The sequence below is a fragment of the Streptomyces sp. NPDC093221 genome, assembly GCF_044753885.1.
GTDB lineage: Bacteria > Actinomycetota > Actinomycetes > Streptomycetales > Streptomycetaceae > Actinacidiphila.
The window spans coordinates 250,518-275,597 of record NZ_JBIVOA010000001.1; the positions used below are offsets into that span (position 1 = coordinate 250,518).

Consider the following 25,080-nt stretch of genomic DNA (forward strand, 5'->3'; position numbering starts at 1 on the left):
GGCCACGCGGTCGACGCCGAAGCGGCCCCGCCCGCGTGGGTGCAAATAGCGACGGGGTGACCGTAGCAATCCGACGTCATCATGCAAATAACCCACGTACTACGGTAATTTGCGTATCGGGGCCGCGTGTCGTCGGCGTATCCGAGTGCCGGGAAGCGCGCACGCGCAGCCGAGCGCGGTAGCGGGTCAGCGGGTCCGGGAGGGGGGAGGGACGGCCCCGACCTCGGGTTCGGCGCCAGGCCCGGCGGAGCCGACGCGGCGGCAGTGCCCGCCGCCCGAGCGGTTCGGGGCCCGTACGGCCCGACCCGGCGGCGTGTCTCCGCCCGTGCGGGCCGCCCGCCACGTTGACTCGGCGAATGACCGAAACAAGTAGGTTTATCCGTTACGCGCACCGCGTGCGCCGTACGCGCCGCACTCGTTACGTCCTCGCCGCCGCGCTGACGCTGACCGGTCTGCTGTTTCCCGCGGTGTCGGCCGTCGCCGACAGCGATGTCCCGGCGGCCAGCGCGGGCCCCGCGAGCGCGGGGGCAGCGGCGGCCGACGGGCACATCGACCCCGTCGACAACAGGACGGACCCCGCCGGCTGGATCGCGGACGCCGAAGCCCAAGCCGCGGCCGCCGAAGCCCAGGCGTCGGACGACGGCCAAGCCCCGGACGACGGCCAAGCCTCGGACGACGGCCAGGTTCCGGACGGCGCCCAGGCTCCCGACGACGCCCAGGCCCCCGACGAGACCGGATTCCCCGGCACCGACGACGCGTCCGACGACGCCGCCACCTTCCCCGAGGACGCCGCCGTCGCCCCGCGCGTCTTCAAGGGCCGCGGCTTCGACACCTGCCAGGCCCCCGACCTCGCCACGATGCGCGCCTGGCGCGCCTCCTCCCCGTACCGCGCCGTCGGCATCTACTTCGGCGGCCGGGCCCGCGCCTGCAAGACGCAGCGCAATCTGACGAACAACTGGGTACAGCAGACCACCGCGGCGGGCTGGAGCCTGCTGCCGATCTACGTCGGTTCGCAGAGCCCCTGCGTGAGAGGGTCTAACAAGAACCCGTTCCGCATCGACCCCCAGCGGGCGACGGCCCAGGGCACGAGCGAGGGCGCGGACGCGGCGAAGGCCGCGGGCGCGCTCGGCATGAAGCGCGGCAGCGCGCTCTACCTCGACATGGAGGCGTACGACCTCAGGAAGGCGAGCTGCGCGAACGCGACGCTGTCCTTCGTACGCGCCTGGGACCGCCAGGTGCGGGCGCGCGGTTATGTGCCCGGCTTCTACAGCAGCGCCGACTCCGGCATCGCGCACATGGAGAAGGCCCGCAGGGCGGGTACGTCCGACCTCCCGGGCGCCATTTGGTACGCCCGCTGGGGCGTCGCCCCCACCCTCACCGCCGAACCGGTCCTGCGCCCCTCCGCCTGGGCCTCGCACAGCCGCATCCACCAGTACACAGGCGCCGTCACCGAGACGCACGGCGGTCACAAGCTGTCGATCGACCGCGACCTGATCGACGCGCCGGTCGCCAAGCTCTGAGCGCCCGAGTCGTGAGCACCTACCGCTGAGCACCGGTCCGAGGCCGGTCCGAGCTTCCCGGACGCTCGGACCGCGCTGATGTACGACCACGGGCTGACGCCGAGGTCGTACGGGGCTGACCCGGGGATGACACCGGGACCGCCCCGGGGCGGACGTCAGGGCCGACCCCGGCGCGGCCCGTGGCGGCGACGGCCCGCACGCGTACGGCGATGCCCCCCCGCGTACGGCGACGGCCCCGCGTACGGCGGCAGCCCGCACACGTAAAGCGGCGGTCCGCCCGTACGGCCACCAGGGCAGCGCCCGTACGGCGGCCACGGACCCGCTCAGGGACCGTGTCCGCCCCCCGGACCCCGCTCTTCTCCGGAGGAACCCCTGCGGGACCCCGGCCCCCGGCTCCCCCCTCGGGGGGTGGGGACAACCCCCGTCCTACGACCTGAGAGTGATCCCGCTTCGGCACCTGCGGCCGATCCGCCACGGGCATGTCGGCTCCTAACGTGAAGCCATGACCACGCCTGTGTGCACCAGCGCCAATACGACGCAGTTCACGGCCTACGTCCGGACCAAGGGCCCGACGCTGCTGCGCACCGCGCGCTCCCTGACCCCCAACCCTTCCGACGCCGAGGACCTGCTCCAGACCGCCCTGACCAAGACCTATCTCGCCTGGGACCGGATCGACGACCACCGGGCCGTCGACGGATACGTCCGCCGTACGCTCGTCAACACGCGCACCTCGCAGTGGCGCAAGCGCAAGGTCGACGAGTTCAGCACCGACGAGGTGCCGGAGCCCGCCGCGACCGGCGCCCCCGACATCACCGAGCAGCAGGCCCAGCGGGACGCGCTGCTCCGCGCGGTCGGACGGCTGCCGCCGCGCCAGCGGGCGATGGTCGTCCTGCGGTACTACGAGGACATGAGCGAGGTGCAGACGGCGGAGGCGCTGGGCGTCTCGGTCGGCACGGTGAAGAGCGCGGTCTCGCGCGCCCTCGGCAAGCTGCGCGACGATCCGGAGCTGGAGCTGTGCGTCGCCTAGGGCCTGCCCGGGCCCTGGGGCGGGCGTCGCACACATCCCCACGACACGTGCCGCGCCGTCCGGCGGGCCGCGCCCCGGTCCCCCCGACCGCCGCGCCGCCCGGAACGAACCGGCGGCAATACCGCGCGGGGTAGTGACGTACCGATCGGTATGCACGCAGAATCGCGAGGACATTACCCTCGCGTAGCCGCCGGAGGCCCCCTGTGCTCAGCACGATGCAGGACGTACCGCTGACCGTCACCCGCATCCTGGTCCATGGGACGCTGGTCCACGGAAAATCGCAGGTCACGACCTGGACCGGGGAGGGTGAGCCGCAGCGCCGCTCCTTCCGCGAGGTCGGTCTGCGCGCCGTCCGGCTCGCCAACGCGCTGCGTGACGGGCTCGGGGTCGCCGAGGGCGACCGGGTCGGGACCCTCATGTGGAACAACGCCGAGCACCTTGAGGCGTACTTCGCGATCCCCGCCATGGGCTCGATCCTGCACACCCTGAACCTCCGGCTGCCCGTCGAGCAGCTCACCTGGATCATCAACCACGCCGCCGACCGCGTGATCCTCGTCAACGGCTCGCTGCTCCCGCTGCTCGCGCCCCTGCTGCCGCGGCTCGACTCGGTCGAGCACGTCGTCGTGGTCGGCCCCGGCGACCGCTCGGTGCTGGACGGCGTACGTCCCTCCGTGCACGACTACGAGGAGCTGCTGGACGGGCGGCCGACCACGTACGCCTGGCCCGAGCTGGACGAACGCAGCGCCGCGGCCATGTGCTACACCTCCGGCACCACCGGCGACCCCAAGGGCGTCGTCTTCTCGCACCGGTCGATCTACCTGCACTCGATGCAGGTCAACTCCACCGAGTCGATGGGGCTCAGCTCGCACGACACGTCGCTGCCCGTGGTGCCGATGTTCCACGTCAACGCGTGGGGGCTGCCGCACGCCGCCTTCATGTCCGGCATCAACCTGCTGATGCCGGACCGTTTCCTCCAGCCCGGCCCGCTGGCCGAGATGATCGAGAGCGAGCGCCCCACGCACGCCGCTGCCGTCCCCACCATCTGGCAGGGGCTGCTCGCCGAGCTGACCGCCAAGCCGCGCGACATCACCTCGCTCAAGCAGGTCACCATCGGCGGCTCGGCCTGCCCGCCCGCCCTGATGAAGGCGTTCGACGAGCAGCTCGGCGTACGCCTGTGCCACGCGTGGGGCATGACGGAGACGTCGCCGCTCGGCACGGTCGCGCAGCCGCCCGCCGGGGTCACCCCCGAGGAGGAGTGGGCCTACCGGATCACCCAGGGCCGCTTCCCCGCCTCCGTCGAGGCCCGGCTCATCGGCCCGGACGGCTCCGTCCAGCCGTGGGACGGCGAGTCCGCCGGTGAGCTGGAGGTGCGCGGGCCCTGGATCGCCGCCGCGTACTACGGCGGCGTCGGTGAGGAACCGGTGCGGCCCGAGGACAAGTTCAGCCCCGACGGGTGGCTGCGCACCGGTGACGTCGGCGTCATCTCGGACGACGGTTTCCTCACCCTCACCGACCGGTCCAAGGACGTCATCAAGTCCGGTGGTGAGTGGATCTCCTCCGTCGACCTGGAGAACCACCTCATGGCCCACCCGGACGTCGCCGAGGCCGCCGTCGTCGCCGTCCCCGACGAGCGCTGGGGCGAGCGCCCGCTCGCCACCGTCGTCCTGCGCGAGGGCGCCACCGCCGACTACGCCGCCCTGCACGACTTCCTCGCCGGGCGCGTCGCGCGCTGGCAGATCCCCGAGCGCTGGGCGATCGTTCCGGCGGTGCCGAAGACGAGCGTCGGCAAATTCGACAAGAAGGTCATCCGCAAGGCGTTCGCCGAGGGCGAGTTGGACGTCACGCAGCTCTGACGGCGTCCCGGCAGGGGGGTGGTGAGCCCCCGGAGTGCGACCGCTTGGCGACGGGCGGCTCCTACGAAGTGACCGTCCTTCGTACGCCTGTCGCCACGGCGGGCCGTGCCGCTTCGCAAACTTTCCCGGTTGCGCAATGATCAGGTAAAACGATCTGCTGGTGCGGCGGGAAGAGCCTGGTCGGCTCGGCGGACGCCGCTTTCGACGCGCCCTCGGCCAGGACGGACACGGGTACTCCCATGACGCACCGATGATCAGCGACGGCGGGTCCGAGGGTGTGCCTGACGGCGGGTCCGGCGGTGTGCGCGGCGGCGGGTCCGACGGCACGTCGTACGCCGGGGGCGCCGCGCGCCCGTGGCTCGCCGCCGACGCCCGCGGGTGGCGGGCGGCCGGGCCCAGGGCGGCGTGGGTGCGGCCGACGCTGCCCGCCGTGGTCCTGCTGGTCGCCGTGTTCGCCGCGGTCCTGATGAGTCCCGACCCCACCTGCACTCCGCAGGCGCCCTGCGGCGAGGAATGGGTGGACAAGACCGGCACGATGCTCTTCCTGCCCCACCTCGTGTGCCTGTTCTTCCTGCCGGAACTGGCCGTCCTGACCGCCCCGCTGCTCCTGCTCTACCTGGCCCGGCCCGGCCAGTGGGAGGGCGGGGCCGGCGAGAAGGTCGCGGCCGCGGTGGTCGTCGCCGCGCTGTGCTGGGGCTGGCTGGCCGTGGCGCAACGGCTGCGGGCCCGCCGCCGCCAGCGCGCCCTCATCGCGGAGGCCGCCGGGGGCGTCACCGCGTCCGCTCCCATGCCGGACGGCATCGAGCCGGGGCAGCGGGGCCTGTTCCGTCGGGTCGCCGGGCTGCTCATGTGCGTGGTGGGCGCCGCCCTGATCGTGACCGTCGTCGTACAGGACCGGTCCGATGACCGTACCGCGCGGGTGGCCGTGACCCGGGACGTTCCCGTCGTCGCCTACAACCCGGACGATTACCTGCTCACGGTGCGCATGCCCGACGGCTCCCGTCACCGCTTCGACGTGGACGGGGACTACCGGGACGTCGGCACCGTGACCGTACTGCTCCACGGCGACTGGGTACGGCTGGCGGGCGAGCCGTACCCCGACGACCTGTCCCACTTCCTCCGCCAGGCCGGCGGCATGGCCCTCGTAGGGCTCGGCCTCGCCTCGGCGCTCTCGGGGCAGCTCGCCCGCCGCCGCGTGGTCGCCCTCCGGCGCGGCCCCGTACCGGTCCTCCGGGCGCGCGCCCGGACGAGGGCGGACGGTTTCACCGAGATATACGGCGCCGATGGCCTCGGGCTCGAACCCGTGCTGCACTACGAGCCGTTTCCGCACGCCCGTTCCGGCGTACGCGACGTCCTCCTCTACGGCGCGCTCAGCGAGGACGGCGCCCTCGTCCTGACGTCCGCCGAGAGCGGCCCCGCCGCGAAGCCGTCCGTCGAGGTGTCCCTGTCCCCGATACGCGGCGGGCCGGCCGTCGACCACGGCGACGCGGGCTCGACGGCCGGGCGACGCGAGGCCGGACACCGTCAGGCCGCCGAGATCGACGTCCAGCGCGCCCTCGGCACCGTGGTGGCCGCCGCCGGGCCGGTGCGCTGGCACGCGGGGCCTGTCGCGCGCTGCGTCGGTGCGGTCATGCTCGTGACCGGAGCCGGAGCGGTGACGTCCGCCGCCGTCGGCGGCTGGCCCTGGTCGCGCGTGCTCTGGTTCTCCTTCGTGGCCCTCACCTGGTTCTACGGCGGCTGGTGCCTCATGACCTGGCAGATCACCGCGGACAGCGTCGGCCTGCGCGTCCGCGGTCTGCTGTCCTCCCGCGCCCGCCACATCCCCTGGGACGCGGTCGGCCATGCCCGCTACGGTCGCGGCGGCGCCCTGACCATCACGTGCGTGGAGGCCGACCCCGAGGGTTCCGGTGCCCCGGGTGGCTTCGACGAGGGTTCCGGTGCCCCGGTCGGCTTGGACGAGGGTTCCGGTGCCCCGGGTGGCCCCGGCCGTCACCGTGGCCTCGGCGGTTCCGAGGAGATCTCCCTCGGCGTGGTCGGCTGGCCCTTCGCCGAACGCCTCCTCAAGCGGCCCGGCCGTGCCGCCGTCGCCGCCGCCGAGATCACCGCCATGATCCGCCAGCCTGGCCTCCGGCCCGGCCCTCCCGAACACCTTCCCTGACCCACGCCGCGTCTGCCCTGCCGGGGCGGGTGGTGACGTGCGCGCTCGTTGTGGTTGAGCGCGCAGTTCCTCGCGCCCCTAAATGCCCGTGCCTGGCCCTCGGCCGAGAGGCGGTGCGGGCCGTTAGGGGCGGGAGCGTCGTGGCTGAGCGTGCCCGCGCGGCGGCGGCCGCAGATTGAACACAGTCCCGCGCCCCTGAAAAGACCGGCCCACCGCCCGGCCGAGAGGCGGTGCGGGCCCGTCAGGGGCGCGGGGAACTGCGCGGGCAACCCACCACCGGCCGGTGGTCCGGGGGCGACGGGATTGCCCCGTTGGGGCGGGTGGTGACGTGCGCCCGCGTCGTGGCTGAGCGCGCCCGCGCGGCGGCAGCCGCAGATTAAACACAGGCCCGCGCCCCTAAATGCCCGTGCCTGGCCCCCGGACGAAAGACGGTGCGCCCCGTCAGGGGCGCGGGGAACTGCGCGGGCAACCCACCACCGGCCGGTGGTCCGGGGGCGACGGGATTGCCCCGTTGGGGCGGGTGGTGAGGTGCGGGAGCGCCGTGGCTGAGCGCGCCGCCCGCGCGGCGGCTGGCGCAGATTAGACACGGTCCCGCGCCCCTTGAAGGATCGGCTCGCCGCCAGGGGGAGGGAACCGCGCTGGGGCCGCGCCCCCAAAGACGGGGGACCTCCCCGGAGGGGTCAGGCTCCGATTTTGGCGAGCAAGTCGACGATTCGGGCCTGGACGTCCGGGCTGGTGGAGCGCTCGGCGAGGAAGAGGACGGTCTCGCCGGAGGCGAGGCGGGGGAGCTCGGCGGGGTCGATGTCGGCGGAGGTGTAGACGACCAGGGGGGTGTTGTTGAGGCGGGCGTTGCCGCGCAGCCAGTCGACGATGCCCTGGCGGCGGCGCCGGATGAGCATGAGGTCCATGACGACCAGGTTGGGATGCATCTGGGCGGCCTTGGACATGGCGTCGGTCTCGGAATCGGCGTGCGAGACCTGCATGCCGCGCCGTTCGAGCGTGGCCGCGAACGCCTGGGCGATCGGCTCGTGGCTCTCGACGAGCAGAACCCGCGGGGGGTGCTGCTCGCTGTCGCGCGGGGCGAGCGCCTTGAGGAGTACGGCCGGGTCGGCGCCGTACGCGGCCTCGCGGGTGGCCTGCCCGAGACCGGCCGTGACCAGGACGGGCACGTCGGCCGCCGCGGCGGCCTGCCGTAGCGACTGGAGGGCCGTACGCGTGATGGGCCCGGTGAGCGGGTCCACGAAGAGCGCGGCGGGCGGCTCGGCGATCTGCGCGTCGACCTCCTCGCGGGAGCGCACGATCACCGGCCGGTAGCCGCGGTCGGTCAGGGCCTGGCGGGTGGAGGTGTCCGGCTCGGGCCACACCAGCAGGCGGCGCGGCTCGTCGAAGGACTCCTCCATGCGGTCGTCGGCGATGTCGGTGACGTCGACCGCGCCATTGGGGCCGTCCAGCGGTTCGGGACCCTCGGCGGCGCCCTCCGCGGGCGCGCCTATGGCGTACGCCCGGCCGCCCGCCTCACGCGGCACCGGCGGCTGGGACTTCGGAACGGGATCGGCCGCCGGGACCGGCCGCAGCAGCGCCGTCTCGCGGTCGTCGTCGTCCGGCGCCGGGGCCTGGCCGGGGATCGCGGACCGGCCCGCGCCGCGCTGCGGCTGGGGTTCGGGGCGGCGGATGGGGAGTTGACCGCTGTCCGGGTCGGCCTGCGGGTGCTGACGGGCCTGCGTCTCGCCGCCGGGACCGTGCTGTTGCTGTTGCTGTTGCTGTAGCTGTTGCTCGGGCCGGCCGTTCTGCTCGGGCTGACCGTTCTGGACGGGCTGACCATTTTGCTCGGGCTGACCCGGTTGTACGGGCTGCGGCTGCTGCGGCGGGTTCAGCCTGCGGCGGCGGCCGGAACCGCTCGCCGTCACCTGCGCGGGCAGCCCCGACTGGGCCTGCACCGCCTGCGTCTGGGTCTGCGGATCGCCCGCCTGCTGCCCGAACGGCATGCCCTGCCCGAGCGTACGCACGCTTATGGCACGGCCGTGGCTGCTCTGCGACGGGTCCTGCTGCGGCGCCGGGCCGCCGCGCTGCGGGGACGGTCCCGCCGTACCCGGTCCGGCCGCCGACGCGGCCGGAGCCTGCGGCGGCTGACCCTGGCCGGGCGACGGCGGCTGCGAGGACGGCGCCTGCTGCTGCGACGGCAGCGAGGTCGACGGCTGCGGATTCTGCGGCGCCGCGGGCCACGCGGTCGGCTGCGGCTGCGGGGGCTGCTGCGACGGCGCGGGCCACGACCGCGGCGGTACGGGTCCTTCCGGCTCCTCGTCCGCCGCCTGACCCGCGCTCTGGCCGGGGCTCGGCCAGGTCTGCGGCTGCGGCTGCCGCGGCGGCTCGGGCGCGTGGCCCTGCTGCTGCGGTACGACGGCGGCGCCGCTGTCCGGCGCGGCGGTCTCGATGGCGCGGCGCGCGCGACGGCCGGTGCCCGCCTCGGGAGCGGGAAGCCCGCGCGGGTCCTGGCCGGGGCTCTGCTGAACAGGCGGCTGAACGGGCGGCTGGACGGGCGGCAGGGCGTGCGGGACCTGGGCCTGCGGAAGGTGGGTCTGGGGGAGCGGGCTCTGCGGTAGCCCCGCCTGGGCCTGCGGAAGCTGGCTCTGCGGAAGCCCCGCCTGCGGAAGCGCGAACTGCCCCTGCGGAAGCGCGGACTGCCCCTGCGGGAGGGCGGGTTGACCCGCCGCGCCCCCGGCGGGTTGACCCGCCGCACCCCCGCCTCGTTCCTGCTCCTGGTCGTCGGTCCTGGCCCGCCGCGCCCTGCGGCCGGTGGGCTGCGCCCCGTCGGCGGGCGCGATCTCGCGCCCCGCGCCGCCGTTGCCGCCCGCGCTCCCGCCGTCCGACTCGTCGCCGGGCCGACGCAGCGCGCGGCGCCGCCCGGTCGGGGCGGAGTCCTGGTCGGGCGCGGCCGGGATCGACCAGGGCGCGACCGCCGCCCCGCTGTCCTGCGGCGCCTGCCGCTGGTGCGGTGCCCGCCGTACGCCGCTCCCGGAGTCCGGCCCGGCGCCATTGCCCGCGCCCGGCGCCGCGTTCGACCCCTGCCCGGTGGTCCCGCGCATCGGCTCGGTCGGCAAGGGCATCACGGTGGTCTCGGACTCACGCGGCTGCTCCGACGCGTCGCCCGACCCCGACGTACCCGAGCCCGTATCCGTACCCGTACCTGATTCCGTACCGCCGTCCGTACGGCCACCCGTGGCCGATTCCGTACCCGTACCCGAGGCGTCGGAAGCGGCGGCCGAGCCGTTCTTCTGACGGGCGCGGCCGACCGGGACCTCCAGGACGTACGCGCTGCCGCCGGGCACCTCGTGGGTCTGGAGCACGCCGCCGTGGCGTTCCACGATGCCGCGGGCGAGCGGGAGATGGACGGGGTCGCCGCCCGCGTGCGGGCCGCGGACGTCGATCCTTATGACGTCGCCGCGCTGGGCCGCCGCGACCACGATCGTCGAGTCACCGGCGTACGCGATGGCGTTGCCCGCCGAGTCGACGCCCGCGACGTCGGCGACGAGGTGGGCGAGGGCCTGCGCCATCCGCTCGGCGTCCAGGGACGCCTCGATCGGCGGCGCGTGCACCGCGTACTGCGCGCGTCCCGGCCCGATCAGCTCGACCGCGCCCTCCACGGCCGCGGCCACCACCTTGTCGAGCCCGACCGTCTCGCGCCGCAGCTTGTCCTCGCCGCGGTCGAGCCGCTGGAAGGCCAGCACGTTGTCGATGAGGGTGGTGATGCGGGAGTAGCCGGCGGACAGGTGGTGCAGGATCTGGTTGGCCTCGGGCCAGAGCTGCCCGGCCGGGTCGGCGGCCAGGCCCGTCAGCTCGCCGCGCAGTTCGGCCAGCGGCCCGCGCAGCGAGGTGTCGAGCAGCGCGCCGAGTTGCAGTGCGCGGGCGGCGAGCGCGTCGTACGCCGTACGGTCGGTGAACGTCATCACCGCGCCGACGAGCTGGTCGCCGTCCCGTACCGGCGCCGTCGTCAGGTCCACCGGCACCGCGCGGCCGTCCTTGCGCCACAGCACCTGGCCGCGGACGCGGTGCTTGCGCCCGGAGCGCAGCGTGTCGGCGAGCGGGGTCTCCTCGTACGGCAGCGGAGAACCGTCCCTGCGCGAGTGGTGCACCAGCGGGTGCAGCTCCTTGCCGCCCAGGTCGGTCGCCCGGTGGCCGAGGATCTGCGCGGCCGACGGGTTGACGAGGACGACCTTGCCCGCGGTGTCCACACCGACCACGCCCTCGGCCGCCGCGCGCAGGATCATCTCCGTCTGGCGCTGCTGGCGGGCCAGTTCGGCCTCGGTGTCGAGCGTGCCGGTGAGGTCGCGGACCACCAGCATCAGCAGCTCGTCGCCGGTGTAGTGGGGCGGCTGGGGCTCACCGAAGTCGGCGTACGGGGTGCGCGGGTCCTCCAGATTGGCGCTGGTGACCTCGACCGGGAACTCCGTGCCGTCGGTCCGCCGCGCCACCATCCGGGTGGGCTTCGTGCGGGTGTCCTCCGCGGCCTCGCGCGGGCTGCGCATCGAGCCGGGAATCCGCTTGGAGTCAAAGGAGGGCAGCAGGTCGAGCAGGCCCCGCCCCACCAGCGCCGTACCCGGCGACTCGAACGTCTCGATCGCTATCGCGTTGGCGTTGACCACCGTGCCGTTGACGTCGACCAGCAGCAGCGCGTCGGGCAGGGCATCGAGTATCGAGGCGAGGCGAGCAGCGCCTCTGGATGGCCTGCTGCTCACGAGACGCGTCCTCCCTGTTACCGCACGTGCCGCACTGTCCTGCGCCGCCGTTTTCCCGCGCTGATGTCCGCTCTTGCTTGCGCTTTCGTTTCCGCTCTTGTGCTGCCAGCTCTCACGGGCGGGCGGCTTGTCACGGGCGGCCCATCTTGCCGCCACCCCCGGGACATGTCACTAGACCGAGTGTACGGGTCGGGCCCCCTCGCGCGGCCCCGGATGTCCATGTGCCCCTTGGGAGCGGGGTGTTCGGGCGCCGCGTTCGGCCGGGGGCGCGCGGGTGTGGCGTACGTCACGAACGTACGGTCGTGTCCGTCCGCGTACCTCCGGCGCTCGCGTCGGCGCTGTTCACCGCGTCGCTCGCGGTATTCGCGCCGTTCAGGCCGTTCGCGCCGTTCGCGGCCGGGAGCGCGGGCACCATCCGCTGCCAGCGCGACACCTCGCAGCCGTTCGTCCTGCTGTACTCCTCGTCGACCGTCCGGCCCCGCCACACGCCCGTCACGTGGGCCGTCTGCGGTCCCCCGTAGATCATCGAGCACATCTGCCCCGCGGGCACCGCACGCTCCGGTCCCCCGATCTCCACGAGATGCTCACACGCCGGGTCGGTCTCCTCCCTCGCCCCGGCGGGGCCGCAGTCGAGGGTGTACGTCCGCGGCTGGGCGTCGGGCGCCGCCGCGTACGTCACGGTCAGGCGGCTCTCCATCAGCCGCTCGACGGGGGTGGGGCGCGGGACGCCGACCGCCGCGGCGCCGCCGGCGGCCACGAGGGGCGCGGCGAGGGGCGCGGCCAGGGTGAGGAACGCGAGGACGGTACGGGTGCCCTGGGGCGCGCGGGTGCCCTTCGGGGCGCGGTTCCGCGTCGTACGGGGTGCGGTGGCTCGGGGGTTTCGCATGCGCCCCTCCCTACCCGCGCGGGCCCGCCCGCCCCCGCAACCCACTCCTTCGTGGGCGCGTCCCGGCACTACCCCTTTGCCCTGCCCACCGGCGGCCTTGTACCGTAGTCTGCGATTGGTCGCGGCCCGCACGGCTGTGTCATCATCTGCACACGCGCCCGCTCACCCGGGCACGTACCAGGAGGCGTCGCCTAGTCCGGTCTATGGCGCCGCACTGCTAATGCGGTTTGGGCTTTACCGTCCATCGAGGGTTCAAATCCCTCCGCCTCCGCCACCACCCCGGAGCCCCGCCCGTCCTCCACCGACGGCGGGGCTCCTCCCGTTCCACCCCCCCGGCCCCCACCCCATTCCCGCAGGTCACCCCGCCTCCCGGTTATGGATTTCACCTCCCGCCACACCTCATGTAATGTTGTTCCCGCAACGCCGACCGGCCCAAAACCCCGCGAAGCGCTCGCACTCGTAGCTCAACGGATAGAGCATCTGACTACGGATCAGAAGGTTGCAGGTTCGAATCCTGCCGAGTGCACAGCAGATCAGAGGCCCTGTGCCCCTTCGGGGGTGCGGGGCTTCTGTCGTAATTTCTCACAATCGCCGAATGATCTTGCGTCAGCGCAACAGCTCGGCAGGCTTCTCCGAACCGGCCCGCAGTGACTGAGGGTCAGGGCGCACGTAAGTCCGCTTCGTGAACGACAGATCCGAGTGACCCGCCCACGCCGACACGGAGGTTTCCGGGCGCCGGGCGGGCAGCGGGCGGGCCTCGAAGCTGGGCACCGGGTTGGCGTACTGATGGTGCTTCGGATCGAGGCTCACGACATCCTCGCTTTCAGGTCGCTCTGGATTCGGGTGGCTCGGAGCTGGCCGACGCCGTAGCGGTCCTTGAGTACGCGGATCGACGCCGCGCGGCCCTGCGGGTGGCAATCCGCGTCCACCGGGCACGGGTGATCTGCGCCGCGTCCCGCCGGGCCATCAGCGCCATGGAGAACAGCGCCACCTCGGCGGCGGCGAACGCGGCGGTCACGACCGCGACCGGCGGGCGGGTGGTCGCCTTACGGACGGTGCGGAGTACGAGGGCGAGTACACCTACGAGTACGGCGAGTGCGCCAGCGAGGTACACCGGGGTACGGCCGGGGTACGGGCCGCCTCGGCGAGTACGGGCAGAGTCATGGGGTGCTCCGAGAGGGGTCGGAAAGGCCCGCTACGGTGGCAGCCATGGAAAAGCGGGGGGACGGGTCGCCGCTGAGCGCGATCAAGTGGGCGTTGGTCACGGGGGTGGTGCTGGCCGCGGGGGCGCTGGTGCCGATGCTGTGGGGCAACGCCACCTGGCCGCAGTCGCGGCACGCGCTCTGGGTCACCGTGCCGGTGCCGGTGGTGGCGGTGCTTGTCGTCAGGCTGGTGCTGCCCTGGCGCGAGCGGCGGGCGGCGCGGCGGGCGGCGGATCGGGCTGCGTTCACTTCGTCCTCCGGATCGAATGACCAGTGATTCGCGGCCGGGCCAGCAGCCCGGCGGTGAACGCCCACAGGACGGGCTGGCAGGCCACCCAGTGGGCGGCCGTGGCGGCGGGGTCGGCGCCTTGCCCGGCCAGGTGCGGGAACGCCAGCGCCAGGCCGAGCAGGGCACCGAGGACGATGTGTCTCATGACGGCTCACCCGCCCGGACGGCGTCGAGGCGGCTGCGGCCGGGACGATGCGCCGGGCGGCGTCCAAGGCGAGGAGCGCGGCACCGCGCTCGACCGCGTCGGCCAGCTCCCGCAGGTTGGTGGCGAACGCGACGGCGTCGGCGCGGTTGGTGGTCCGCAGCAGGCCGCGGCCGTCGTTGCCCTCCCAGATCACCAGGTGCGTGGTCCGGTCCTCCTCGGAACTGACGTTGACGACGAGCGTCGCGTCCGGCGTGGTGATGTCGGCGAAGGTCGCCTCGCACACCCCTTCCTGGTGCCACACGCCGTCGCAGCCGGGGATGCGGTGCTGGTCGACGGTCTGGTCGACGGCACCCATGTCCGGCCGAGCAACGGTTGCGACGTAGTCGGCGATCCGCGGGTACGTGGCGAACGCCTTGTCGAGCACGGCGGCCTCGTCGGGCAGACAGCCGTTCACGCGGCGCCACTCGTGTCGGCCGTGGCGTTCGCGTGGCGGCGTGAGGTGACGGTCCGGCAGATGTGAAGAGGGGTAAGCACAGTCGGGGGCGGCGGGGGGTGAGCGACGCGCCGGGGGGTGTGGTCTGAACGGGGCAAAAATGGTGTGAAGGTGTGTGAATAAGTCACATTATTCGTATCTATGACTTCGTTGGGCACGTACGTCCCCCTTCTCGGGCCATCAGGGTCCGAGGGCGTGCCCTCGCGAAGGAGTCCCATGCGTTCCGCTCGTGCTCTCGCCGCTCTCGCCATCTCCAGCATTGCCCTCAGCGGCGGCGCTCTGGCGCTCTCCGCCCCGATGGCGTCCGCCGAGACGGGTCCCCACTCGGAGATCTGTGAGCAGGCCCAGGTCAAGACCCATGAAGCGCAGAAGGAGCTCGACCGGCTGGAGAAGCTGCCGAACAAGACGCCGGAGATCCGTAAGCAGATCGCCACGGCCGAGGAGATCCTGGAGCAGGCGCAGGTCGGCGAGCGGGACGCGTGCGCGAGCGTCACCGGTCCGGTGCACGCCGGTTCCGGCGGCCTGGCGGGCGGGATCAGCGGCACCGAGATGACCGCGGGCGCGGCTGTGCTCGCCGTCGCGGCCGCCGGTGGCGTCGTGATGATGCGCCGCCGTTCCGTCGAGGGCTGACCTCGGTTCCACCTCCGCCCCTTGTGGCCGCGCGCCCCGCTCGAAGCGGAGCGCGCGACCGCAGGGGGCGTCATACGTCCGCAGCTCGTTCGGCGTCAGACACCAGGCACCAGGCACCAGGCGCTAAGCGCCAGGCATCAGGCGCTAAGCGCCAATCGCTAAGCGCCAGGCGCCAGGCGCCACGCGCTGATCGCTGGGCCCCGGCCAGAGGCGGACGGACGCAGACTTCGAGAAAGGCCCGCCCCGCATGCAGCACCCCCGCGCCGCCCACCGCCGCCGCCAGGCGGGCCTCGCACTGCTCCTGGCAGGCATGGCCGTGGGCGGCTTCCTCGTGGTCGACAGCGCCTCCGGCACCGGACTCACCCCGCCCAGGCCCTCGGCCGCCGACGCCTTCTCCGGCCCCGCCGCACCGGCCGTCCCGGCCCCCGCGGTGGACCCGCTGCCGCCGTCGCCGCCCACCCGCATCACGATCCCCGAGATCGGCGTCGACGCGCCGATGACCGGTCTCAGCACGGACAAGGACCACACCCTGCAACCCCCGCCGCCGGACGACAAGAACCTCGCCGGGTGGTACCGGAACGGCCCCACGCCCGGCAGCACCGGCACCGCGGTCGTCGTCGGACACCTCGACACCCACAGCGGCCCCGCCGTCTTCTACCGCATCGGCCAGCTCCACAAGCAGAACACCCTCACCGTGCGGCGCCAGGACGGCCGCACCGCCGTCTTCACCGTCGACGCCGTCGAGCAGTACGAGAAGAGCGACTTCCCCAGCGAGAAGGTCTACCGGCAGGCCACCCGCCCCGAACTCCGCCTGATCACCTGCGCCGGCACCTACTCCCGGGCCACCAGCTACAGCGCCAACATCGTCGTCTACGCCCACCTCACGAAGGTCGGCCCGCCCGCTCCCGCCCCGGTGGCGTCTCCCGTGGCCACGGCGGCCCCGGCCTCCCCCGCGGCTCCGTGGACCGCGCCGTGGTGAACGGGAGGAGCTGAGCCGTGGTCTGCGGCGGCGACGCAGCCGCAGCCGCGGCCTCGTCCGCGTCGACCACTTCGCCGCCGGGGTCGGCTGGAGCCGCGAGCGCCTGTGGACCCGCTACCACGCCCAACTCGGCTTCCTGCCCGAACCGTTACGGCGCGGGCGCGGGCGCGGGCCGTCGCGGCGGGCGAGGTGATCCTCAGTGGCGGAGTCGAACCCGGCGCCCTCGTGGCCTCGTTGACCCGCCTCTCCTACCCCCCGGCCTCTCCTGCCTCCCCGGCCTCGCCCCGGACGCCGCCCGGACGATCGCCCACCGCCTCGGCGCCCGGCCCCGGCGCGCCGCGCACCACCCGTAAAGCCCTCGCGCCCCGCCCGACCGGGTCCGTAGCATCCGGCCCGTGCTGACGATCCCCAGTCGGGAACTGACCCCCGCCGACCACGAACTCATCGCGTACGCCCGCGCCATCGTCGACGAGAACACCGACGGCGACGGCGGCGTCCACACCATGGGCGCCGCCGTCCGTGACGCGGACGGACGCATGCACGGCGGTATCAACCTCTACCACTTCACCGGCGGCCCCTGCGCCGAACTCGTCGCCCTCGGCCACGCCCGAGCCTGCGGGGCGCGGCAGTTGACCACCATCGTTGCCGTCGGGAACCTCGGCCGCGGCCCCGTCGGCCCGTGCGGCCGCGACCGCCAGATCCTCTTCGACTACCACCCGTCCATCCGCGTCCTCCTGCCCACCCCGGACGGCGTCCGGAGCGCCCGCGTCACCGACCTGATGCCCCTCGCCGCCCTCTGGACCCCGGACGAGGGCACCCAGCCCTTCGACCCGGCGCTCTTCACCGACCCCGCGCCGGAGGATCCTCCACCTGGAAGGTGACGCCTTCTGCCTCGGCCGCGCCGCAGACGCGGAGCATGCGGTGTTGCGACGGGGTGCAGCGCACCGTCGTGCCCCGGGGGAGGCGGAGGGTGGTGCCGGCGCAGTGGGCGTCGAGGAAGGAGAGCGGGGTGAGGTCGAGGAGGGCGGGCGGGGGGTCGCTGGTGAAGGCGGCGCGGAGGGCGAGGTCGAAGTGGAGGCGGGTGGCGAGGTCGGCGGTGCCGGTGAGGCGGAGGCAGGAGCCGGTGCGGTCGGCGTGGAGGGTGTCGAGGGAGGGCAGGACGGCGAGCGGGTGCAGGGCGGCGATACGTGAGAGCAGGGGCGCCGGGACGGCGCCGTGGTCGTACTCGCAGATCGCGGTGAAGCCGGTCCTGGCCGAGAAGGGCGTCAACTCCGCTTCGTAGGAGGAGAGTTCGGACTCGGGGAGGCCGGAGTGCGCGGCGGCGGCCCACGTCATGTCGCCGACCACCCGCATGCCGGTGAAGCCGCGCCGCCGCGCGGTGCTGGTGCCCGCCGCCCAGAAGGCCGTACGGGCCGCCGGGTCGAAGGCGCCGGACGCGGGGTCGTAGCCGGGGGCTTCGGAGGAGAGCGCTAACTGCCCGGTGCGCGCGCAGCGTTCGGCGGGGACGCCGTGCGCGGAGAGATGGGCGAGGGCGTCAGGACCGGCGGTGTCCCCGCCGGTGAAGATCATGACGCGCTCACCGAGGGCGAGGCCCGCGACGGTGAAGGCGGCGCGCACCGCCCACCGGTCGTCGTCGCCGTGGATTCCGAGGCAGGCGTGGTCACCGGGGCCCATACGGTCGACCGCGACCGCCCGCGGTATCGCCTCGGCCACCGACGTACACCCGGCCCCGCTCCCGTCATGGCCGCCTGCCGCGACCGACCGGTCGCGCTCCGCGCCCACGGGGTCACCGCGGCCACCCCCGCCGCCCGCCATGCCACCTCCCATGGACCGAACGTACGCCGCCCGCACCAACCTTTCGGCCCGCGCATCGCATATCGGCCGCCCATGACGAAAAGTGCCCAGGAAGATGCCCAGAACGACCGCCGAACCGTCCGCCTCCGACCGTTCACCCCTTGATCGTTCACCCCTTGATCGTTCTCCGCGCCGGAGTCGGCACCCGGTCCCGCGCGGCACCCGCCGCCGTGCGCACCGCCGTGCGCAACTCCGTACACACCGCCGTACGGCCCGCCGTGCGCAACTGCGTACGCACCGCCGCGCGCACCGCCGCAAACAACCCTCACCCCGATTCTCAGACGATTCACAGAATCGGCCAAGGCTCCTCTCATAGCGCGCGCACAGGGTGAACACCATGCCTTCCACATCGATGAGCACCGCCACCGCAGCCCCCGCGACCGCGCACGCGGCCACCACCGCCACCGCCACCGACCTCGCGCGCCCCGACGGCTCGCCGGTGCGCGTCCTCGTCGTCGACGACGAGGCACCGCTCGCCGACCTGCTGTCGATGGCGCTGCGCTACGAGGGCTGGCAGGTACGCACCGAGGCCGACGGCGCGGGCGCGCTGCGGGCGGCCCGCGAGACCCGGCCCGACGCGGTCGTGCTCGACGTGATGCTGCCGGACATGGACGGCCTGGAGGTGCTGGCGAAGCTGCGCCGCGACACCCCGGACGTCCCCGTGCTGTTCCTGACCGCGAAGGACGCGGTCGAGGACCGGATCGCCGGGCTCACCGCGGGCGGCGACGACTACGTCACCAAGCCGTTCAGCCTGGAGGAGGTGGTGGCCAGGCTCCGCGGCCTGCTGCGCCGCTCGGGCGCCGCCGCCGTACGCAACGAGTCGCTGCTGGTCGTCGGCGACCTCGTACTGAACGAGGACAGCCACGAGGTCAGCCGCGGCGGCGACAACGTCCACCTCACCGCGACCGAGTTCGAGCTGCTGCGGTACCTGATGCGCAATCCGCGCCGGGTGCTGAGCAAGGCGCAGATCCTCGACCGCGTGTGGTCGTACGACTTCGGCGGTCAGGCCAACGTCGTGGAGCTGTACATCAGTTACCTGCGCCGCAAGCTCGACGCCGGCCGCGCGCCGATGATCCACACCCGGCGCGGCGCGGGCTACCTGATCAAGCCCGGCGAGCCCGCCGCCTGACGACCCCGGAAGCCGAGACGATGCCCCACGCCTCCCCGCCCCCCACTCCGCGCGCCGACCCGAAGCCCAACTCCCGTACCCGCAAGCGCCCCTGGTCCCGCCCCTGGTCCCTGCGCCGCAGGCTCGTCGCGTCCTGCGTCGCGCTCGTCGCCGTCGTGTGCGCGGTCATCGGCGCGGTCACCATATTCGCGCTGCACGACTTCCTGTACGGGCAGCTCGACGGCAAGGTGCAGGACGTGGCGGTACGGGCGGCGGGGCCGCACGGCGGCCCCGGGGACGGCCCGGAGGCCAACCGGGCGGCACGGCTTCCGCAGAGTCCGCTCAACGAGCGGCCGTTCGGATTCCTGGCGGGCGGCGGCCAGCCCGGCGAGACCGTCGGGGCGATCGTCGGCGCGAACGGCACGGTCACGCGGGCCGCGGTCAGCGCGACACCGTCCGGCGGCGGCCTGCTCGAAGCGGACCCGCTCACCGCGCGGCAGACCGCCGCCTTCGCCTCCGTACCGAGGGACGGCAAGGCCCACACCCTCAGCGTCCCCGGCCTCGGCACGTACCGCGTCGCGTCGGCGCAGCAGTCCTCGGACGGCAGCACCGTACTGGTCGGCCTGTCCACCAGCGGGATCGAGGACACCCTCAACACCCTGATCTGGGTGGAGTTCTCGGTCGCCGCCGCCGGTCTCGTCGCGGCGGGCCTCGCGGGCGCGGCGCTGATGCGGATCGCCCTGCAACCACTGCGCCGGGTCGCCGCGACCGCCACCCGCGTGTCCGAACTCCCGCTGCACAGCGGCGAGGTGGCGCTGCACGAACGCGTTCCCGACTCCGACACCGACCCGCGGACCGAGGTCGGCCAGGTCGGCGCGGCGCTCAACCGCATGCTGGGGCACGTGGGTTCGGCCCTGCACGCGCGGCAGGAGAGCGAGACACGGGTCAGGCAGTTCGTCGCGGACGCCAGCCACGAGCTGCGGACGCCACTGGCCTCGATCCGCGGCTACGCCGAACTCACCCGCCGCGGACGGGAACCCGTCGGCCCCGACACCCGGCACGCGCTCGGCCGGATCGAGTCCGAGGCCGGGCGGATGACGACCCTCGTCGAGGATCTGCTGCTGCTGGCCAGACTGGACGCGGGCCGCCCGCTCAGCTTCGCCGAGACCGACCTGTCCCCGCTGGTCGTGGACGCGGTCAGCGACGCCCGCGCGGCGGGCCGCGACCACGTCTGGCGGCTCGACCTGCCCGACGACCCGGCGACCGTGCACGGCGACGCGCAGCGCCTCCACCAGGTGCTGACCAATCTGCTGGCCAACGCCCGCACCCACACCCCGGCCGGTACGACGGTCACCGCCCGCGTCGTACGCGACGGGCCCGGCGTCCTGCTCCAGGTCCAGGACGACGGCCCCGGCATCCCCGCCGACCTGCGACGCCATGTCTTCGAGCGGTTCGCGCGCGGCGACGCCTCCCGTACCCGGACGGCCGCCGCCGCGCGGTCCGGCAGTACGGGGCTCGGCCTGGCGATCGTGCGCTCGGTGGTCACCGCGCACGGCGGCGAGGTGTCCGTGGACAGCGTGCCCGGGCGTACGGTCTTCACCGTCCGGCTGCGCGCCGCACACTCACAGCCGCCGCTCAGGCTCGCCACAACGTCGTGACAGCGCGCCCGCCGAGGGTCGGATCATGCGAACCCAACTCGGCAATCTGCCCGCCCGGCAGCACCTGCCGGCCGCGGGCACAGCTCCGGAACACCCGGCCGGGCCCGGTGCCCAGGCGGCCCCGGTCCTCGACGTCGTCATCCCCGTGTACAACGAGGAGAACGACCTGGAGCCCTGCGTCCGCCGCCTGCACGCGCATCTGTCGGGCACCTTCCCCTACCCCTTCCGGATCACCGTCGCCGACAACGCCAGTACGGACCTGACGTCCGCGGTGGCGAAGGCGCTGGCCGCGGAACTCCCCGAGGTCGAGTCCTTCAGGCTCGAACAGAAGGGCCGCGGAAGGGCGTTGAGGACGGTGTGGTCCGCCTCCGACGCGCCCGTGCTGGCGTACATGGACGTGGATCTGTCCACCGACCTCAACGCGCTGCTCCCGCTGGTCGCGCCGCTGATCTCCGGCCACTCCGACCTGGCGATCGGCTCGCGGCTCACCCGCTCCTCGCGGGTGGTGCGCGGCGCGAAGCGGGAGTTCATCTCCCGCGCCTACAACCTGATACTGCGCGGCTCGCTGGCCGCGCGCTTCTCCGACGCGCAGTGCGGATTCAAGGCCATCAGGGGCGATGTCGCCCAGCGGCTGCTGCCGATGGTCGAGGACACCGGCTGGTTCTTCGACACCGAGATGCTGGTGCTCGCCGAACGCGCGGGCCTGCGCATCCACGAGGTGCCGGTCGACTGGGTCGACGACCCGGACAGCAGCGTCGACCTCGTCCGCACCGCCACCGACGACCTGCGCGGCGTGTGGCGGGTCGGCCGGGCCCTGGCCACCGGGCAGTTGGCGCTCGACCGGCTGCGGCGGCCCTTCGGGGACGACCCGCGCGACCGCGAACTCACCGGCGTGCCCGCCGGGTTGGCGCGGCAGCTCGTCGGCTTCTGCGTCGTCGGGGCGCTCAGCACGCTGGTCTACCTGGCGCTCTTCTCGCTCTTCCGGCTCGGCACCGGCTCCCAAGTGGCCAACGCACTTGCGCTGTTGCTCTCCGCCTTCGGCAACACCGCCGCCAACCGGCGGCTCACCTTCGGCGTACGCGGGCGCGACCAGGCCGTACGCCACCAGGCGCAGGGCCTCGTCGTCTTCGCCATCGGCCTCGCCCTGACCAGCGGTTCACTGGCCGCCCTGCACGCGGCGACCGCCCACCCGGACCACGGCACGGAGCTGGCCGTCCTGATCGCGGCGAACCTCGCGGCGACGGTGCTCAGATTCCTGCTCTTCCGGGCGTGGGTCTTCCCCGAGGGCGCGACCGGCGGTGCGGCCTTCCGCGACGGTGAGACGGTCACGGCGGCCTTCCGCGACGGTGAGACGGTCACGGGGGCCTTCCGCGACGGTGAGACGGTCACCGGGGCCGGCCCCGTCTCGTACGAGGCCCGGTCCGCCGACCTCCCGGCCCACGAAACCCCTTCCCCCCGCGACGACTTGAGGAGGGCGCGATGAGCGCGCCGGGCAATACCACGGTGGACACGGACGTGTTCGGGCATCCGGTCGCGGAACCGGCGCCGCGACCAGCGGGGCACCGGGGAGGGCTCGCGCGGCGGACCTGGCGGGGCCGGGCGGAGGACGCCGCCTGGGTGCGCCCCGCGTTCTTCGCGCTGCTGCTCGGCACCCTGGTCCTCTACCTGTGGAATCTGAGCGCCGCCGGATACGCCAACTCCTTCTACTCCGCGGCCGTCCAGGCCGGGAGCCAGAGCTGGAAGGCGTTCTTCTTCGGCTCCTCCGACGCCGCGAATTCCATCACCGTCGACAAGCCGCCCGCCGCGCTGTGGCCGATGGCCCTGTCGGTGCGGCTGTTCGGCCTCGGCTCCTGGCAGATCCTCGTGCCGGAGGCGCTGATGGGCGTCGCCACGGTCGGCGTGCTCTACGCGGCCGTACGCCGCCGGTTCAGCGCGGGCGCGGGCCTGATCGCGGGCGCCGTCCTCGCGCTCACCCCCGTCGCGGCGCTGATGTTCCGCTTCAACAACCCCGACGCGCTGCTGGCGTTGCTGATGGTCGTCGCCGTCTACGGCGTGCTGCGCGCGCTGGAGGACGCCCGGACGAAGTGGCTGCTGATCGCGGGCGTCGCGCTCGGCTTCGCCTTCCTCACCAAGACCCTCCAGGCGTGGCTGATCGTGCCGCCGCTCGCACTGGTCTACGCGGTCTGCGCGCCGACGACGCCGCGCCGCCGTATCGGCCAACTCCTCGCCGCGGGCGGTGCGATGGTGGTGTCCGGCGGCTGGTGGGTGACGATCGTCGAGTTGTGGCCGACGTCGTCCCGCCCGTACATCGGCGGCTCGCAGGACAACAGCTTCCTGTCGCTGACCTTCGGCTACAACGGCTTCGGCCGCATCACCGGCAACGAGACCGGCAGCGTCGGTGGAGGCGGCGGGGGCCGCGGTGGTGGCGGCGGCGGTGGCGGGATGTGGGGCGAGACAGGCATCGGGCGGCTCTTCAACTCCGAGATGGGCGGCCAGATCGCCTGGCTGCTGCCCGCGGCCTTCGTCCTGCTCGCCGCGGGACTGTGGCTGACCTGGCGCGCCAAGCGCACCGACACCGTCCGCGCGGCGTTCCTGGTGTGGGGCGGCGCGCTGCTGATCACCTTCGCGACCTTCAGCTTCATGTCCGGGATCTTCCACCAGTACTACAACATCGCCCTCGCCCCCTACATCGCCGCCGTCGTCGGCATGGGCACGGCACTGCTGTGGGCCCGGCGCACGCACATCGCCGCCGCGGCCGTGCTCGCCGTGACCGTCGCGGGCACCGGCGTGTGGTCGTACGTACTCCTCGACCGTTCCTCCGACTGGCTCCCGTGGCTGCGCGGCGCGGTCCTGATCGGCGGTTTCGTCGCCGCCGCGGGGCTGCTCGCGGGTGCGATGCCCGGGGTACGGGTCGCCGCCCGGCTCGGCGTGATCGCCGCGTTCGTCGGCGTCGCCGCGGCGCTCGGCGGGCCCGTCGCGTACACCCTCAACACCGTGAACACCGGTCACTCCGGCTCCATCGTGACCGCGGGGCCCGCCGTCCAGGGCGGCATGGGCGGCTTCGGCGGCGGCGGACGTCCCGGCGGCGGTGGCGGTGGCCGCGGCGGCATGCCGCCCGGCATGGGCGGCGGCCCCACCAACGGCCAGGGCCAGGGCCAAGGGCAGGGGCAGGGCATGCCCGGCGGCCAGAACGGGCAGACCGGCCAGGGCGGCCCCTTCGGCGGCGGCCAGAACGGCCAGAACGGCCAGGGCGGCCAGACCATGCCCGGCACCGGCCGCACCGGCCAGAACGGCGCCCCGGGCGGCAACGGCGGCAACGGCGGCGGCATGGGCGGCCTGCTCAACGGCACCCAGGTCAGCTCCGCCATGAAGAAGCTGCTCCTCACCGATTCCGGCGACTACACCTGGGTCGCCGCCGCGATCGGCTCCCAGAACCAGGCCAGCTACCAGCTCGCCACCGGAAAGCCGGTGATGTCCATCGGCGGCTTCAACGGCAGCGACCCCTCGCCCACCCTCGCCCAGTTCCAGAAGTACGTGGCCGCGGGGAAGATCCACTACTTCCTCGGCGGCGGCCAGGGCGGCGGCGGTGGCATGGGCGGCAGCGGTACCGCGTCCGCCATCACCACCTGGGTCGAGGCCCACTACACGGCCAAGACCGTGGGCGGCACGACGGTCTACGACCTGACCGCGCCCACGTCCTGACGCTCTCGTCCCCCGACCGCGCCGCGGCGGCGCCCCGCACACCCGGGGGCGCCGCCGCGGCGCATTCCTTTACGGCTTCGCAATCCCCCCCATGTTTAGCTGAACCCGGCGCGACGGTTGCGACGGCCACGACGTACCCCCACGCACGCCGTACGCGGCACGCACGCCGTACGCGGCACGCGTGCCGTGCGGCCTGCGCCGGGAGAGCATCGCGGCCGACGTGGTGCACGACGGCGACCCGACCGCCGCCCTGAGCGGCTGAGGGCAACGACCGCTCAGGGCGCGGGAGTCGGAACCCCCGACGGGACGGGGAGTGCGCGCTACGCCAGCCGGGCCGGGAAGCCGCCGGTGGCGATGGGGCCCCACCGCTCCGGGGTGACGCGGATCAGGGACTTGCCCTGCCGCACCATCGCGGAGCGGTACTCGTCCCAGTCGGGGTGCTCGCCCGAGATGTTGCGGAAGTACTCGACCAGCGGCTCGACGGACTCGGGGCTGTCGATGACCTCGGCGGTGCCGTCGACCTGCACCCAGGGGCCGTTCCACTCGTCGGAGAGGATCACGACCGAGGCGCGCGGATCGCGGCGGGCGTTGCGCGTCTTGGCCCGCTCGGGGTAGGTCGACACGACGATCCGGCCGGAGTCGTCGACCCCGCAGGTGAGCGGGGACGCCTGCGGGCGGCCGTCGGAACGGGTGGTGAGCAGGATCGCGCGGTGCCGCGGGCGCACGAACTCCAGCAGCTCATCCAGCGTGACGGACGTATTCGTGGCGATGTTGGGAGCCATGCCAGCACCCTACGTCGGGCACCCGCGGATGCGGCCGCAGGCGCCTGCGGCCTTACGCCGA

At 73.7% G+C, this 25,080-nt stretch carries 19 protein-coding genes and 2 tRNA genes; 15 read left to right on the forward strand and 6 right to left on the reverse strand.

Annotation, left to right across the window (positions count from 1 at the left end):
* Positions 1-356: 356 nt before the first annotated feature.
* The 4 genes from ACIQCJ_RS01130 (at position 357) to ACIQCJ_RS01145 (ending at position 6,558) form a co-directional block, all read left to right on the forward strand.
* The gene (locus ACIQCJ_RS01130) at positions 357-1,520 is read left to right on the forward strand and encodes a DUF1906 domain-containing protein (protein ID WP_402710325.1); all 1,164 of its coding nucleotides are present in this window, start codon (positions 357-359) and stop codon (positions 1,518-1,520) included.
* 502 nt (positions 1,521-2,022) lie between these two features.
* On the forward strand, positions 2,023-2,547 hold the full coding sequence (locus ACIQCJ_RS01135; protein WP_391126948.1) for a SigE family RNA polymerase sigma factor: 525 nt from the start codon (positions 2,023-2,025) through the stop codon (positions 2,545-2,547).
* Positions 2,548-2,750: 203 nt separating this feature from the next.
* Positions 2,751-4,400, forward strand: a complete 1,650-nt coding sequence (locus tag ACIQCJ_RS01140) for a long-chain fatty acid--CoA ligase (RefSeq protein ID WP_355336553.1) — start codon at positions 2,751-2,753, stop codon at positions 4,398-4,400.
* Positions 4,401-4,650: 250 nt separating this feature from the next.
* Complete coding sequence (locus ACIQCJ_RS01145) at positions 4,651-6,558, forward strand: hypothetical protein (protein WP_402710326.1); 1,908 nt, start codon at positions 4,651-4,653, stop codon at positions 6,556-6,558.
* Between the two features lie 680 nt (positions 6,559-7,238).
* On the opposite strand, the gene ACIQCJ_RS01150 is transcribed toward ACIQCJ_RS01145, so the two are convergent.
* Positions 7,239-11,291, reverse strand: coding sequence for a PAS domain-containing protein (locus tag ACIQCJ_RS01150; protein ID WP_402710327.1), 4,053 nt, complete (start codon positions 11,289-11,291; stop codon positions 7,239-7,241).
* 286 nt (positions 11,292-11,577) lie between these two features.
* Positions 11,578-12,177 carry an SSI family serine proteinase inhibitor gene (locus ACIQCJ_RS01155; protein WP_402710328.1) on the reverse strand — a complete coding sequence of 200 codons (600 nt, stop codon included), beginning with the start codon at positions 12,175-12,177 and terminating at the stop codon, positions 11,578-11,580.
* 180 nt (positions 12,178-12,357) lie between these two features.
* Here ACIQCJ_RS01155 and ACIQCJ_RS01160 point away from each other — a divergent pair.
* Positions 12,358-12,451 (forward strand) — tRNA-Ser (locus tag ACIQCJ_RS01160).
* Between the two features lie 179 nt (positions 12,452-12,630).
* Positions 12,631-12,703, forward strand: a tRNA-Arg gene (locus tag ACIQCJ_RS01165).
* An 80-nt stretch (positions 12,704-12,783) separates the two neighbouring features.
* Here the strand turns inward: ACIQCJ_RS01165 and ACIQCJ_RS01170 are convergent.
* On the reverse strand, positions 12,784-12,987 hold the full coding sequence (locus ACIQCJ_RS01170; protein WP_402710329.1) for a hypothetical protein: 204 nt from the start codon (positions 12,985-12,987) through the stop codon (positions 12,784-12,786).
* 399 nt (positions 12,988-13,386) lie between these two features.
* On the opposite strand from ACIQCJ_RS01170, the gene ACIQCJ_RS01175 reads away from it, so the two are divergent.
* A complete protein-coding gene (locus ACIQCJ_RS01175) occupies positions 13,387-13,656 on the forward strand; it encodes a hypothetical protein (protein ID WP_391158988.1) in 270 nt (89 codons plus the stop codon).
* Here the strand turns inward: ACIQCJ_RS01175 and ACIQCJ_RS01180 are convergent.
* Positions 13,625-13,813: a hypothetical protein gene (locus ACIQCJ_RS01180; protein WP_402710330.1), complete on the reverse strand. Its 189-nt coding sequence runs from the start codon at positions 13,811-13,813 to the stop codon at positions 13,625-13,627. The genes ACIQCJ_RS01175 and ACIQCJ_RS01180 overlap by 32 nt on opposite strands.
* Here ACIQCJ_RS01180 and ACIQCJ_RS01185 point away from each other — a divergent pair.
* From ACIQCJ_RS01185 to ACIQCJ_RS01200, 4 genes are all read left to right on the forward strand, one after another.
* Entirely contained in the window at positions 13,812-14,333 is a 522-nt protein-coding gene (locus tag ACIQCJ_RS01185) for a hypothetical protein (RefSeq protein ID WP_402710331.1), read from the forward strand. The two genes, ACIQCJ_RS01180 and ACIQCJ_RS01185, sit on opposite strands and share 2 nt — an antisense overlap.
* Positions 14,334-14,522: 189 nt before the next feature.
* Positions 14,523-14,936, forward strand: a complete 414-nt coding sequence (locus ACIQCJ_RS01190; protein ID WP_355336547.1) for a hypothetical protein — start codon at positions 14,523-14,525, stop codon at positions 14,934-14,936.
* Between the two features lie 247 nt (positions 14,937-15,183).
* Positions 15,184-15,915, forward strand: coding sequence for a class F sortase (locus ACIQCJ_RS01195; RefSeq protein WP_402710332.1), 732 nt, complete (start codon positions 15,184-15,186; stop codon positions 15,913-15,915).
* Positions 15,916-16,310: 395 nt separating this feature from the next.
* Complete coding sequence (locus tag ACIQCJ_RS01200; RefSeq protein WP_402710333.1) at positions 16,311-16,796, forward strand: cytidine deaminase family protein; 486 nt, start codon at positions 16,311-16,313, stop codon at positions 16,794-16,796.
* Here the strand turns inward: ACIQCJ_RS01200 and ACIQCJ_RS01205 are convergent.
* Entirely contained in the window at positions 16,756-17,742 is a 987-nt protein-coding gene (locus tag ACIQCJ_RS01205) for an MEDS domain-containing protein (protein ID WP_391042283.1), read from the reverse strand. The two genes, ACIQCJ_RS01200 and ACIQCJ_RS01205, sit on opposite strands and share 41 nt — an antisense overlap.
* Positions 17,743-18,121: 379 nt before the next feature.
* On the opposite strand from ACIQCJ_RS01205, the gene ACIQCJ_RS01210 reads away from it, so the two are divergent.
* From ACIQCJ_RS01210 to ACIQCJ_RS01225, 4 genes are read left to right on the forward strand one after another with little or no spacing between them, the layout of a single operon-like run.
* A complete protein-coding gene (locus tag ACIQCJ_RS01210; protein WP_355336754.1) occupies positions 18,122-18,898 on the forward strand; it encodes a response regulator transcription factor in 777 nt (258 codons plus the stop codon).
* Between the two features lie 20 nt (positions 18,899-18,918).
* Positions 18,919-20,535 carry a sensor histidine kinase gene (locus tag ACIQCJ_RS01215; RefSeq protein ID WP_402710334.1) on the forward strand — a complete coding sequence of 539 codons (1,617 nt, stop codon included), beginning with the start codon at positions 18,919-18,921 and terminating at the stop codon, positions 20,533-20,535.
* A gap of 25 nt (positions 20,536-20,560) precedes the next feature.
* Positions 20,561-22,018, forward strand: coding sequence for a glycosyltransferase (locus ACIQCJ_RS01220; RefSeq protein ID WP_402710335.1), 1,458 nt, complete (start codon positions 20,561-20,563; stop codon positions 22,016-22,018).
* A complete protein-coding gene (locus tag ACIQCJ_RS01225; protein ID WP_402710336.1) occupies positions 22,015-24,237 on the forward strand; it encodes an ArnT family glycosyltransferase in 2,223 nt (740 codons plus the stop codon). Before ACIQCJ_RS01220 ends, ACIQCJ_RS01225 begins: the two co-directional genes overlap by 4 nt.
* A gap of 320 nt (positions 24,238-24,557) precedes the next feature.
* Here ACIQCJ_RS01225 and ACIQCJ_RS01230 read toward each other — a convergent pair whose 3' ends face one another.
* Positions 24,558-25,019 carry a TIGR03618 family F420-dependent PPOX class oxidoreductase gene (locus ACIQCJ_RS01230; RefSeq protein ID WP_391042297.1) on the reverse strand — a complete coding sequence of 154 codons (462 nt, stop codon included), beginning with the start codon at positions 25,017-25,019 and terminating at the stop codon, positions 24,558-24,560.
* Positions 25,020-25,080 lie beyond the last annotated feature (61 nt).